This is a genomic window from Pseudomonas sp. MPB26, from assembly GCF_046605355.1.
Lineage (GTDB): Bacteria > Pseudomonadota > Gammaproteobacteria > Pseudomonadales > Pseudomonadaceae > Aquipseudomonas > Aquipseudomonas cedrina.
In genome coordinates, this window is the sequence record NZ_CP176793.1 from 4,382,701 (window position 1) to 4,395,217 (window position 12,517).

Annotated in this window: 11 protein-coding genes; 7 read left to right on the top strand and 4 right to left on the bottom strand. The window is 61.1% G+C overall.

All coding sequences use genetic code 11. From position 1 onward, the window contains the following. Positions 1-162 precede the first annotated feature (162 nt). The 5 genes from ACLH0H_RS20300 to ACLH0H_RS20320 all read left to right on the top strand — a co-directional run bounded on the left by ACLH0H_RS20300 (position 163) and on the right by ACLH0H_RS20320 (position 3,796). Entirely contained in the window at positions 163-903 is a 741-nt protein-coding gene (locus tag ACLH0H_RS20300; protein WP_411379370.1) for a 5-oxoprolinase subunit PxpA, read from the top strand. Continuing rightward, on the top strand, positions 900-1,604 hold the full coding sequence (gene pxpB, locus ACLH0H_RS20305; RefSeq protein WP_411379371.1) for a 5-oxoprolinase subunit PxpB: 705 nt from the start codon (positions 900-902) through the stop codon (positions 1,602-1,604). The genes ACLH0H_RS20300 and pxpB overlap by 4 nt, the downstream gene beginning before the upstream one ends. Then, entirely contained in the window at positions 1,601-2,518 is a 918-nt protein-coding gene (locus tag ACLH0H_RS20310) for a biotin-dependent carboxyltransferase family protein (RefSeq protein ID WP_411379372.1), read from the top strand. The genes pxpB and ACLH0H_RS20310 overlap by 4 nt, the downstream gene beginning before the upstream one ends. 114 nt (positions 2,519-2,632) lie before the next feature. Further along, positions 2,633-3,205, top strand: coding sequence for a hypothetical protein (locus ACLH0H_RS20315; protein ID WP_411379373.1), 573 nt, complete (start codon positions 2,633-2,635; stop codon positions 3,203-3,205). 54 nt (positions 3,206-3,259) lie between these two features. Next, entirely contained in the window at positions 3,260-3,796 is a 537-nt protein-coding gene (locus tag ACLH0H_RS20320; RefSeq protein ID WP_411379374.1) for a hypothetical protein, read from the top strand. Positions 3,797-3,846: 50 nt separating this feature from the next. Here the strand turns inward: ACLH0H_RS20320 and ACLH0H_RS20325 are convergent, their stop codons facing one another. The 3 genes from ACLH0H_RS20325 to ACLH0H_RS20335 all read right to left on the bottom strand — a co-directional run bounded on the left by ACLH0H_RS20325 (position 3,847) and on the right by ACLH0H_RS20335 (position 7,188). Further along, entirely contained in the window at positions 3,847-5,025 is a 1,179-nt protein-coding gene (locus tag ACLH0H_RS20325; protein ID WP_411379375.1) for a vWA domain-containing protein, read from the bottom strand. Beyond that, positions 5,025-5,870 (bottom strand): AAA family ATPase, encoded by an 846-nt coding sequence (locus ACLH0H_RS20330; RefSeq protein WP_012722829.1) that lies wholly within the window; start codon positions 5,868-5,870, stop codon positions 5,025-5,027. The genes ACLH0H_RS20325 and ACLH0H_RS20330 overlap by 1 nt, the downstream gene beginning before the upstream one ends. 241 nt (positions 5,871-6,111) lie before the next feature. Further along, the gene (locus ACLH0H_RS20335; protein ID WP_411379376.1) at positions 6,112-7,188 is read right to left on the bottom strand and encodes a DUF748 domain-containing protein; all 1,077 of its coding nucleotides are present in this window, start codon (positions 7,186-7,188) and stop codon (positions 6,112-6,114) included. Between the two features lie 125 nt (positions 7,189-7,313). On the opposite strand from ACLH0H_RS20335, the gene cysK reads away from it, so the two are divergent. Together cysK and ACLH0H_RS20345 are read left to right on the top strand one after the other, a co-directional pair. Continuing rightward, positions 7,314-8,288, top strand: coding sequence for a cysteine synthase A (gene cysK / locus ACLH0H_RS20340; protein ID WP_411379377.1), 975 nt, complete (start codon positions 7,314-7,316; stop codon positions 8,286-8,288). A 242-nt stretch (positions 8,289-8,530) separates the two neighbouring features. Then, positions 8,531-9,469, top strand: coding sequence for an aspartyl/asparaginyl beta-hydroxylase domain-containing protein (locus tag ACLH0H_RS20345; protein ID WP_411379378.1), 939 nt, complete (start codon positions 8,531-8,533; stop codon positions 9,467-9,469). Between the two features lie 128 nt (positions 9,470-9,597). On the opposite strand, the gene acnA is transcribed toward ACLH0H_RS20345, so the two are convergent. Further along, a complete protein-coding gene (acnA, locus tag ACLH0H_RS20350) occupies positions 9,598-12,339 on the bottom strand; it encodes an aconitate hydratase AcnA (protein WP_411379379.1) in 2,742 nt (913 codons plus the stop codon). Positions 12,340-12,517 lie beyond the last annotated feature (178 nt).

Here is a 12,517-nt window from a genome sequence, read left to right on the forward strand (position 1 = left end):
CTTATGCATGGATCGGTTTTTATTAGTTGGACGCCGCACCGGGCCAGCGCCAAAAATCGAGCCATTCCACGATAAGCGCCGTTGGGGTACGAGGACAAGTTGCGCGTTCCGCGTAATAAATCCCACACTACAAAATAACAAAGCCTACAGGAGCACCAAGCCGTGAGCCGTCTTTTACTCAATTGCGACATCGGCGAAAGCTTTGGCAATTGGACCCTGGGTCTGGATGCCGAGGTCATGCCGTTCATCGATTGCGCCAACGTGGCCTGCGGCTTTCATGCCGGCGACCCGAGCATCATGCGCAAGACCGTCAGCCTGGCGCTCAAGCACGGCGTGCAAGTCGGCGCGCACCCGGCGTACCAGGACCTGCAAGGCTTCGGCCGCCGCTCCATGGCCTACACGCCGCAGGAAATCCAGGATCTGCTGCACTACCAGATCGGCGCCCTCGACGGCATCTGCCGTGCCCAGGGCGGGCGTGTCAGCTACGTCAAGCCCCACGGCGCGATGTACAACGACATGATGGCCAACCCTGTGCAATTGCGCGCTGTGATCCAGGCCGTGGCGGCCTACGGCGAACTGCCGCTGATGCTGCTCGCCACCCGCGACAACAGCGCGGCCCAGGCCTTGGGTGACGAATACGGCGTAACCCTGTGGTTCGAAGCCTTCGCCGATCGCGCCTACGACAGCCAGGGGCATTTGGTCTCGCGCCAGTTGCCCGGCGCCGTGCACCATGATTCCGAGATCATCGTGCAACAAGCCCTGACGATTTCCCGTGGCGAAAATCTGACGGCCAGTGACGGCAGCCCGCTGATCCTGCAAGCCGATACCTTGTGCGTGCACGGCGACAACGCCAGCTCGGTCGCGGCCGTGCAGCGCATCCGCGAGGCATTGAAGCCAGCATGAAGCCGCGCATTGAAGTGGTTGCCATCGACTGCCTGATGGTGCGTCTGTTTGATGAAATTGCCGAAGCCAACATGCCGTGGATGCTCGCCGCTGCCCAAGGCCTGCGCAGCGGGTTTGGCGCAGCGCTGGTGGACCTGGTGCCGTCCTACACCACCTTGATGGTGCATTACGACCTCAGCGCCTTGAGCCCGGCCCAGGCACGCGAGCTGATCGACCAGGCGCTTACCGACCTGCAACCGCACACCCAGGGCAGCGGCCAGCGCCACGTGCTACCGGTCTGGTACGACCTGAGCGTCGGCCCCGAACTGAATCTGCTCAGCCAGCGCAGCGGCTTGGCCGCAGGCGAGGTGATCCGTCGTCACAGCGCCCACGAATACCAGGTATTCGCCCTCGGTTTCGCGCCCGGCTTTGCCTTTATGGGGCTGGTGGACGAGCTCCTGGCCGCGCCGCGGCTCAATACCCCGCGCAAGCGCGTGGCAGCCGGCAGCGTCGGCATTGCCGAACGGCAAACCGCCGCCTACCCGGTGGTTTCCCCGGGCGGCTGGAACCTGATCGGCCGCACCCCGGCCAAGCTCTTCGACCGCGAGCGCGACGGCTACAGCCTGATGCAGCCCGGCGACACGGTGCGTTTCGAGCCGGTCGACCACGCCGAATTCATCAAACTGGGTGGCGATGACACGCCGTTGGAGGCGCAGGCATGAGCCGCTTGATCATCGAGGCCAGCACACCGCTGTGCCTGTTGCAGGACGCCGGCCGCTTTGGCGTGCGTCACCTGGGCGTGACCCAGGGTGGGGCGCTGGACTGGGTGTCGATGTCCTGGGCCAACTGGTTGCTGGGCAATGCGCTCGGCGCGCCGGTGGTGGAGATTACCCTGGGGGGCTTCACCGTGCAGGCCGAGGACTATTGCCTGCTGGCCCTGGCCGGCGCGGACCTCGGCGCCTGCATCGACGACCGCGCCATCAGCCCCGGACGCGGTTTCATCCTGCAAAAAGGTCAACGTTTACGCTTCACCCAGCCGATCAACGGTGCGCGGGCTTACCTCGCGGCACCGGGTGGGTTTGATGCGCCGGATGTGCTCGGCAGCTGCGCCACCGTTGTGCGTGAGGAATTGGGTGGTGTGGACGGTTTCGGCAAGGCATTGGCCGTAGGCGGGCGCCTGGCCTATTCCGGTGCGGGCGGTGCGATGAAAGTGCTGGGCGATCCAGACCTGCCGGCCAAGGCCGCGCTGGATGTGATCGTCGGCGCACAGATCGGCCAGTTCAGCGGGCAAAGCCTGTTCGATGCATTCAACACTGACTGGGCCCTGGACAGCCGCGCCGACCGCATGGGCATGCGCCTGCTGGGTACGCCATTGCAGTACCAGGGCCCTTCGTTGATTTCCGAAGGGATTCCATTGGGGGCGATCCAGGTGCCTCCGGACGGGCAGCCGATTGTGTTGCTCAATGATCGCCAGACCATTGGCGGCTACCCGCGCCTGGGCGCATTGACGCCCTTGGCGCTGGCACGGCTGGCGCAGTGTCTGCCGGGGGAAAAGGTACGTCTGGCGCCAATGCTGCAACACACCGCCCACCGACAACATGTGCAATTTCTGGCTCAATACCGCGCTGGAACGTGAAAGCCGTATTTTCAGATAATTCCTACGATTGCTATGCGCCTGCAGAGGTAGCGCCGCACGCTTGAGAAGTGAAAACCTTCCGGCTCCACCTTGGTGCCATGGAAAGGAGTTCACATGCGATACCTCATAGCAACGGCCCGCGTCAGCCCCGGCAATGTTGCGCCTGATTCGGTCCATCTTGGGTTATATGAGTCAGGCGAGCCTTCCGCGCTCGTCAAGCAGGCGACGGCGGATAACTTGCAGGGCGCGGCGGCGATCATCACCGACGACGTCATCGATGACGGCGTGATTGATTCCGCCGATGAGCGTTGGGTCCAGCGCTTCGCGCAGCAGTACCTGGCGTTCGACTGGTTCAGCGGCGCCGCGCCTTTCGACAAACACCTGAAGATTTTCGCCGAGGATTTCGACAGCTGCGGGGTCGCTCAGACCGTGCGCCTGCACTTCTACCTGGCGCCCGATGCCCTGGCGTTCAGCGCCGGCTACCAGACCGATGCCGACGGCAAGGGGATGGAATTGACGATCTTCCCGGACGTCAATGGCGACAAGCAGATCGACTATGTGGACGCCCAGCTCGTCCGTCAATTGGCACTCAACTTCCTGGCTTTGCGCTGGTACGGCACTCACGAGCATACCTTTTGCCAACTGCAGCTCTTTGGGGCAGGAGGCAAGCATGGCCTCCATCAATAGTCAGGACCTGAGCACATTGCCCACGCGGCCAGATGCCCGCAAGGAGGTAACCCTATGCGCTACATGAAACTCGTCGCTCAATGTTTATACGAAGACGGCAGCCCCGACGCGGTGACGCTGGAGTGGCACGACAGTCAGCAGGCGCCGTCGCTTGTGCGCTGCGTCACGGTGTTCGACATGAACAATGATGGCAAACTCGATTGCGCGCAGCCGGAGGACGTCGACAACGACGGCGTCAGTAATGAATGGGACCGGTTCAAGGCGATCACCCTGGCGCGTCAGTTCCTTGATTTCAAGTGGTACAGCCGCGATCAATCGTTCAGCAAGTTCATCAATGTGTCGGCCCATGCCGCGCATCCCGATGCGCGCACGGACACCGTACGGCTGGCGTTTCACATCGGCGAGGCGCATGTGGCGTTCAAAGCTGAGTTCTACAGTGTTGCGGACGGCCCCCAAGGAGCGTTCAATCCGGACGTCAATGGGGATGGTCAGGTCGATTTCGTGGATGCGGACCTGGTTCGGGCGTTCTGCGCCGGCTACCAGGCGTTAGGTTGGTTCAGCGTCGGTCAGCCGGCCGCTGCCAAGCAGTAAAAGCCCCATGGCAAGGGACTGGCGATTGCAGCGGGTCCTTTGCCTGGTGCTCATTTGGAAAGAAATCGCATCCCTTCCTCAAGCCCGCGCAACGTCAACGGATACATCTGGTCCTCCACCAACTCCCGCACGATCCCGGTCGACGCCGTATACCCCCAGGTGTCCTTCGGATACGGATTAATCCAGATCAGCTTCTTGTACTTGGCCATGAAACGCTGCATCCACACATACCCGGCTTCCTCATTCCAGTGCTCGACGCTGCCGCCGGCCTGGGTGATCTCATACGGTGCCATCGACGCATCGCCGATAAAGATCACTTTGTAATCGGCCCCGTACTTGTGCAGCAAGTCCTGGGTGGAGGTGCGTTCGGAGGTGCGGCGCAGGTTGTTCTTCCACACCGACTCATAGACGAAGTTGTGGAAGTAGAAGTACTCCAAGTGCTTGAACTCGGTCTTGCACGCCGAGAACAGCTCTTCGCAGATCTTCACGTGGGCGTCCATCGAGCCGCCGATATCAAACAGCAGCAACAACTTGATGGTGTTACGCCGCTCCGGGCGCATCTGGATATTCAACAGCCCGGCATCGCGGGCGGTATGGTCGATGGTGCCGTCGATATCGAGCTCTTCGGCTGCGCCCTGGCGCGCGAACTTGCGCAGGCGGCGCAGGGCGATCTTGATATTGCGCGTGCCCAGCTCGACCTGGTCGTCGAGGTTCTTGTACTCGCGCTGGTCCCACACCTTGACCGCCTTGCCCTGGCGTTTGCCGGCATCGCCCACGCGTATGCCTTCGGGGTTGTAGCCGCCGGAACCAAACGGGCTGGTGCCGCCGGTGCCGATCCACTTGTTGCCGCCGGCATGGCGTTCCTTCTGTTCTTCCAGGCGTTTCTTGAATTCTTCGATCAACTTGTCCAGGCCACCCAAGGACTGGATCTGTGCGCGTTCTTCATCGGTCAGCGAGCGCTCGAATTCCTTGCGCAACCAGTCTTCGGGGATCAGCGCCTGCAAATGGTCGTCGAGCTTTTCCAGGCCGTTGAAGTAAGCACCGAAAGCGCGGTCGAACTTGTCGAAATGCCGCTCGTCCTTGACCAGGATCGCCCGGGCCAAGTAATAGAACTCGTCCATGTCGGCGAAGGTCACGCGCTGTTTCAGCGCGTTGATCAAATCGAGCAGCTCGCGCACCGACACCGGCACCTTGGCTGCGCGCATCTCGTTAAACAGGTTGAGCAACATCAGCGGTTACCGCGACGGCTCATGAACGCCAGACGCTCGAGCAACTGCACGTCCTGCTCGTTCTTCACCAGCGCGCCGGCCAGCGGTGGGATGGCCTTGGTCGGGTCGCGCTCGCGCAGCACCGCTTCGCCGATGTTGTCCGCCATCAGCAGCTTGAGCCAGTCGACCAGTTCGGAAGTGGAGGGTTTCTTCTTCAGGCCCGGCACTTTGCGCACGTCGAAAAAAACGTCCAGCGCTTCGCTGACCAGGTCTTTCTTGATGTCGGGGTAGTGCACATCGACGATCTTTTGCAGGGTGGCGCGATCCGGGAAGGCAATGTAGTGGAAGAAGCAGCGGCGCAGGAACGCGTCCGGCAGCTCTTTTTCGTTGTTGGAAGTAATGATGATGATCGGGCGCTTTTTGGCCTTGATGGTCTCGTCGATTTCGTAGACGTAGAACTCCATCTTGTCGAGTTCTTGCAGCAGGTCATTGGGGAATTCGATGTCGGCTTTATCGATTTCATCGATCAGCAGGATCACCCGCTCTTCGGACTCGAAGGCTTCCCAGAGCTTGCCCTTTTTCAGGTAGTTGCGCACGTCGTGCACCTTGTCCACGCCCAATTGCGAGTCGCGCAGGCGGCTGACCGCGTCGTACTCGTACAGGCCCTGATGGGCCTTGGTGGTGGATTTGATGTGCCAGGTAATCAACCTGGCACCGAAGGATTCGGCCAGTTGCTCGGCGAGCATGGTCTTGCCGGTACCGGGTTCGCCCTTGACCAGCAATGGACGCTCCAGGGTAATGGCGGCGTTCACGGCCAGTTTCAGGTCATCGGTGGCAACGTAGGCCTGGGTGCCTTCGAACTTCATCGGTCATTCCTCGGATTCATCAATGCCCGGACTATACCGCGCAGCCCCGGCGACTGTGAACGCAGACGGGTTATTCAGTCTCTGAATGGCCAGTCACTCCAGCTGTGGAGGCGTGCTTGTATGGGCGCCGGGCCTCTGTGGGAGCCGGGCTTGCCCGCGATGCAGGCACTGCGGTGTATCAGTTGCACCGCGGTGATGCTATCGCAGGCAAGCCAGCTCCCACACAAGTCCGCTCCCACATTTAGTCCGCGCTTGGCTTAGGTTGTTCATAGCGTGCGTTGAAAGCCTGGATGAAACCGTTGCGTAGGATCGCCAGGAACGCAGAGAACGCACTGACATCCTGCTGGTGCACACTGCCGCTCAGTTCGACGCGGGTGGCGAACTGGTTCTTGCGCTGGTTTTTCAGCACCGTCTCGCTGGCGCCGACCACGGCTTCCCAGATCGAGCGGAAGATGTTCTTGTCCTTGTCTTCCACGTCCTGCTTCCAATCGAAAACTTCCACATCGCGCAGCAAGGGCTTGATATAGCCGCTCAGTTGGCCTTTTTCCGCCTGCGCTTCGACCACCACGTCGCCGGTGCCGGACTTGAAATCGAACTTGCCATAGGCGGAGGCGAAATCATTCATGCGTTTGAGTTGCAAGTCGCGGGCGCGGAAGCGGAACTCGAATTCCTCGAAATCACTCAGCGGGTCAAAGGTGGCCGTGGCTTCCAGCGGCGCCTGGCCTTGCAGCAGGGCCTTGCCTTCGAAACGCGCGTCGCGCTTGCCTTTGACATCCACCACGTTGGTGAGGTTATAGAAACTCGCGTTGACCGCCGTCGCGTTGATGTTCACTGGCGGTTTGGAGTTGAAGTTGTGGAAGGCGATCTTGCCGTCTTCGATGCGCATTTCATTGAGGGTGATCGGCAGCAGTTTGCTCAACTGTTCCTGCCAGTCGGTGCCTTTACCGGTCTGGGACGCCTGCTTGTTCGCACCGCCATCGACGAAGTTGATCTCTGGATTGACGAAATGCCCCTCGGCGACCACGGCATGGTCGTACCACAGCGAGTGCCAGCTCACGGCGAATTCGATCTGCGGCGCGTTGACGAACGGCACCGGTACCTTGCCATCCACCTTGACGATCTTCAGGCCATTGATGCGGTACGCACCGCGCCACAAGGCCAGGTCCACATCGGTGATTTCGCCACGGTAGTCACCCATGTCGGCGAGCTTTTCATTCAAATAGTTACGCACCAGGTAAGGCAGCGCGATGTTCAAGGCAACCAGTACCACCACCAGCCCGGTGATGGTCCATAGCGGCCAACTGTAGCGACGTTTCATGGGGCAGTTCTCCTCGCGATTAGGAGATTGACTGTTCGGGTGGCGCCAACGTTCCTCCGACTGGACGCGTTGGAAGGTGAGGCATACCCTTGGACCTTCCTGAAAACCGCCCAATAGGACCCGTCATGAGCCGCATCTTTGCAGACAACGCGCACTCCATCGGTAATACGCCCCTGGTCCAGATCAACCGTATCGCACCGCGTGGCGTGACCATCCTGGCCAAGATCGAAGGGCGTAACCCGGGGTATTCGGTGAAGTGCCGCATTGGCGCCAACATGATCTGGGACGCCGAAAGCAGCGGCAAACTCAAGCCGGGCATGACCATTGTCGAACCCACCTCCGGCAACACGGGCATTGGCTTGGCGTTTGTAGCCGCCGCCCGTGGCTACAAGCTGTTACTGACCATGCCGGCGTCGATGAGCATCGAACGGCGCAAGGTGCTCAAGGCCCTGGGCGCCGAACTGGTGCTGACCGAGCCGGCCAAGGGCATGAAAGGCGCTATCGAAAAGGCCGGCGAAATCGTCGCCGGCGACCCGGCCACCTACTTTATGCCGGCCCAGTTCGAAAACCCGGCCAACCCGGCGATCCACGAGAAAACCACCGGCCCGGAGATCTGGAACGACACCGACGGCGCGGTGGACGTGTTGGTGGCGGGCGTGGGCACCGGCGGCACGATCACCGGTGTGTCACGCTATATCAAGAACATCCAGGGCAAGCCGATCTTGTCGGTCGCCGTTGAACCGAGCGTCTCGCCGGTCATCACCCAGGCGCTGGCCGGTGAAGAGATCAAGCCCAGCCCGCACAAGATCCAGGGGATCGGCGCCGGTTTCGTGCCGAAAAACCTCGACCTGTCGATGGTCGACCGCGTGGAGCTGGTGACCGACGACGAATCCAAGGCCATGGCCCTGCGCCTGATGCAGGAAGAGGGGATTCTGTGTGGTATCTCCTGCGGCGCCGCGATGGCCGTGGCGGTGCGCCTGGCCGAGAAACCGGAGATGCAGGGCAAGACGATCGTGGTGATTCTGCCGGACTCCGGGGAGCGCTACCTGTCGAGCATGCTGTTCAGCGATTTGTTTACCGAGCAAGAAAACCAGGCTTGATGATCGTTCCCACGCTCTGCGTGGGAATGCTGCCCCGGACGCTCCGCGTCCTGCGGTCGCCGCAAGATTTGAGTCCTGCGCAGGGGTGACGCGGAGCGTCACGGGATGCATTCCCACGCTGAGCGTGGGAACGATCGAGCGCCCTCGCCACAAGGTTGATGTGTGTCAGTCGGTCGGCCAAGGCCTTCTGCATACTGCCCCAACTGTTTATGATGCAGGCGCTTATTTTCAGGAGTTGCTGCATGACCTTTTCTTTGGCCACCAAACTGTCGGTATTGTTGCTGTTCATCGGCAGCACGCTTTACGTGCACCTGCGCGGCAAGGCGCGTTTGCCGATTTTGCGCCAATTCGTCAACCATTCGGCGCTGTTCGCCCCGTATAACGCCTTGATGTACCTGTTCTCGGCCGTGCCGTCCAAGCCGTACCTGGACCGCAGCAAGTTCCCGGAACTGGATGTGCTCAAGGACAATTGGGAAGTGATCCGCGAGGAGGCCATGCACCTGTTTGACGAGGGTTACATTCGCGCCGCCGAAAAGAACAACGACGCCGGTTTCGGTTCGTTCTTCAAGAAGGGCTGGAAGCGTTTCTACCTCAAGTGGTACGACAAACCGCTGCCCTCGGCCGAAGCGCTGTGCCCCAGGACTGTGGCCTTGGTGAGCAGCATTCCCAACGTCAAGGGCGCGATGTTCGCGCTGTTGCCAGGCGGCAGCCACCTCAACCCGCACCGCGATCCCTTTGCCGGCTCGCTGCGTTATCACCTGGGGCTGTCCACGCCGAACTCCGACGACTGCCGCATCTTTGTCGACGGCCAGGTCTACGCCTGGCGCGATGGCGATGACGTGATGTTCGATGAGACCTACGTGCACTGGGTCAAGAACGAAACCGAACAGACCCGCGTGATCCTGTTCTGTGACATTGAACGACCGCTGAGCAATCGCCTGATGACCCGCGTCAACCGCTGGGTCAGCAAGCAACTGGGCCGTGCAACCGCACCGCAGAACCTGGATGACGAGCGGGTGGGCGGGATCAACCAGGCCTATGCGTGGAGCAAGACGTTCAGCGACAAATTCAGTGGCGTGGTCAAGCAGTGGAAGCGCAAGCACCCCAAGGCGTACCGGATTGCGCGGCCGGTGTTGGCAGTGGTGGTATTGGTGCTGTTGTGGAAGTGGCTCTTCGGTTAAGAATTGAAATGCGGTCAACACTGTGGGAGCTGGCTTGCCTGCGATAGCGATCTATCAGTGAAATGTGTGGGGGCTGATCCACCGCTATCGCAGGCAAGCCAGCTCCCACACCTGATTTGTGTCGTGGTTCAGGACGCGATCAGTTGCCGCAACACGTAGTGCAGGATACCGCCCGACTTGAAGTACTCCACTTCATTAAGCGTATCGATCCGGCACAGCACCTCGACCTTCTCGCTGCTGCCATCCTCCCGCGTAATCACCAGGGTCAGGTTCATCCGCGGCACGATCTCAACATCGGTCAGCCCAAGAATGTCGACCTTCTCCTTGCCCGTCAGCTTGAGTGACTTGCGGTTCTGATCCAGCTTGAACTGCAACGGCAGCACGCCCATGCCCACCAGGTTGGAGCGGTGAATGCGCTCGAAACTCTCGGCAATCACGGCCTTGACGCCCAGCAGGTTGGTGCCCTTGGCGGCCCAGTCACGGCTTGAACCCGTGCCGTATTCCTGGCCGGCGATCACCACCAACGGCGTGCCCGAGGCCTGGTACTTCATCGAGGCGTCATAGATGGCCATCTTTTCGCCGGTGGGGATATACAGCGTATTGCCGCCTTCTTCGCCGCCGAGCATTTCATTGCGGATGCGGATGTTGGCAAAGGTGCCGCGCATCATCACTTCATGGTTGCCGCGGCGTGAGCCGTAGGAGTTGAAGTCGCGTGGCTCCACGCCTTTTTCCCGCAGGTAGCGGCCGGCGGGGCTGTCGGTCTTGATGTTGCCGGCGGGGGAGATGTGGTCGGTGGTCACCGAATCGCCGAGCAAAGCCAGCACACGGGCCTCTTTGACGTCCTGGATCCGCGGCAGCGGCCCGGCAATGTCATCGAAGAACGGTGGGTGCTGGATATAGGTCGAATCCTCCTGCCACACGTAGGTCGCCGCTTGCGGCACTTCGATGGCCTGCCACTGCTCATCGCCGGCGAACACCTCGGCGTATTCCTTGTGGAACATGCCGGTGCTGACCTGCGCCACCGCGTCGGCGATTTCCTGGCTGCTGGGCCAGATGTCCTTCAGGTACACCGGATTGCCATCCCGATCGTTACCCAAAGGCTCGCTGCTGATATCGATGCGCACGGTACCGGCCAGCGCGTAGGCGACGACGAGGGGCGGCGAGGCCAGCCAGTTGGTCTTCACCAGCGGGTGCACGCGGCCTTCGAAGTTGCGGTTGCCGGACAGCACCGAGGCGACAGTGAGGTCGGCTTTCTGGATAGCTTTCTCGATCGGCTCAGGCAACGGCCCGGAGTTGCCGATGCAGGTGGTGCAGCCGTAACCCACCAGGTCGAAGCCGAGCGTGTCCAGGTACTGAGTGAGGCCCGCCGCCTTGTAGTAGTCGGTAACCACTTTGGAGCCGGGGGCCAGGGAGGTTTTTACCCACGGCTTGCGGGTCAGACCCTTTTCTACGGCTTTTTTCGCCACCAGGCCTGCGGCCATCATCACGCTGGGGTTGGAGGTGTTGGTGCAGGACGTGATCGCGGCGATCACCACAGCGCCGTTTTTCAGGCGGTAGGTCTGGCCGTCGTATTCGTAATCCGCTTCGCCCACCAAGTCGGCATTGCCGACGGCAACGCCACCGCCGCCTTCGCTTTCCAGGCGGCCCTCTTCTTTATTGGTGGGTTTGAATTGCAGGTCGAGGAAGTCGCTGAACGCCTGGCCGACGTTCGGCAGGGCCACGCGGTCCTGCGGCCGTTTCGGCCCGGCCAGGCTGGCCTCTACGCTGCCCATGTCCAAGGCCAGGCTGTCGGTGAACACTGGCTCCTGGCCGGCGTTGCGCCACAGGCCCTGGGCCTTGGTATAGGCCTCGACCAGTTTGACCGTTTGTTCCGGACGACCCGACAGGCGCAGGTAGTCCAACGTCACTTCATCTACCGGGAAAAAGCCGCAGGTGGCGCCGTATTCCGGGGCCATGTTGGCGATGGTCGCGCGATCCGCCAAGGGCAGGTCGGCCAGGCCGTCGCCATAGAATTCGACGAATTTACCCACCACGCCTTTTTTGCGCAGCATCTGGGTCACCGTCAGCACCAGATCGGTGGCGGTGATGCCTTCCTTCAATTTGCCGGTGAGCTTGAAGCCGATCACCTCTGGAATCAGCATCGACACCGGCTGGCCGAGCATCGCCGCTTCCGCTTCGATACCGCCCACGCCCCAGCCCAATACGCCGAGGCCGTTGATCATGGTGGTGTGGGAGTCGGTGCCTACCAGCGTGTCCGGGAAGGCATAGGTGCGGCCGTCCTCGTCCTTGGTCCAGACCGTGCGGCCCAGGTATTCGAGGTTGACCTGGTGGCAGATGCCGGTGCCCGGTGGCACCACGCTGAAGTTGTCAAAGGCGCTCTGGCCCCAGCGCAGGAAGGCGTAGCGTTCGCCGTTGCGCTGCATCTCGATGTCGACGTTTTGCTCGAACGCATCGGCGTTGCCGAACTTGTCGACCATCACCGAGTGGTCGATCACCAGGTCTACCGGCGACAGCGGGTTGATGCGCTGCGGGTCGCCCCCGGCCTTGGCCACGGCGGCGCGCATGGCGGCCAGGTCGACCACGGCGGGTACGCCGGTAAAATCCTGCATCAATACACGGGCGGGGCGGTACTGGATCTCGCGGTCGGACCGGCGTTCCTTGAGCCAGGCGGCAATCGCCTTGAGGTCGGCGCCGGTGACGGTCTTGTTGTCTTCCCAGCGCAGCAGGTTTTCCAGCAGCACCTTGAGCGACATCGGTAGCGTGTCCAGGTCGCCCAGGCTCTTGGCGGCCTCTGGCAGGCTGAAGTAGTGGTAGGTTTTGCTGTCTATTTGCAGGGTCTTAAGGGTTCTCAGGCTATCAAGCGATGACATGATATGGCTCCTTATGGTCCGCACGGCTACGGACCTGACGGGACGAACAGAGCTATCAAGGTAGCCCTGTTTTCATTAGCAGACTAATAACTGGACTCTATGGTTAAGTCCAAGGTTCCGATCAGCTATCATGCGCGCGTTTTCATGACAGGCATTGCGATAGCGCGGCCAGTTGCCA

Bases quoted from the DNA above. Each gene is read 5' to 3' on its own strand.
- ACLH0H_RS20320 (WP_411379374.1), top strand. From the start codon at position 3,260: ATGCGCTACATGAAACTCGTCGCTCAATGTTTATACGAAGACGGCAGC.
- acnA (WP_411379379.1), bottom strand. From the start codon at position 12,339: ATGTCATCGCTTGATAGCCTGAGAACCCTTAAGACCCTGCAAATAGAC.
- ACLH0H_RS20325 (WP_411379375.1), bottom strand. From the start codon at position 5,025: ATGTTGCTCAACCTGTTTAACGAGATGCGCGCAGCCAAGGTGCCGGTG.
- cysK (WP_411379377.1), top strand. From the start codon at position 7,314: ATGAGCCGCATCTTTGCAGACAACGCGCACTCCATCGGTAATACGCCC.
- pxpB (WP_411379371.1), top strand. From the start codon at position 900: ATGAAGCCGCGCATTGAAGTGGTTGCCATCGACTGCCTGATGGTGCGT.
- ACLH0H_RS20345 (WP_411379378.1), top strand. From the start codon at position 8,531: ATGACCTTTTCTTTGGCCACCAAACTGTCGGTATTGTTGCTGTTCATC.
- ACLH0H_RS20330 (WP_012722829.1), bottom strand. From the start codon at position 5,870: ATGAAGTTCGAAGGCACCCAGGCCTACGTTGCCACCGATGACCTGAAA.
- ACLH0H_RS20335 (WP_411379376.1), bottom strand. From the start codon at position 7,188: ATGAAACGTCGCTACAGTTGGCCGCTATGGACCATCACCGGGCTGGTG.
- ACLH0H_RS20310 (WP_411379372.1), top strand. From the start codon at position 1,601: ATGAGCCGCTTGATCATCGAGGCCAGCACACCGCTGTGCCTGTTGCAG.
- ACLH0H_RS20315 (WP_411379373.1), top strand. From the start codon at position 2,633: ATGCGATACCTCATAGCAACGGCCCGCGTCAGCCCCGGCAATGTTGCG.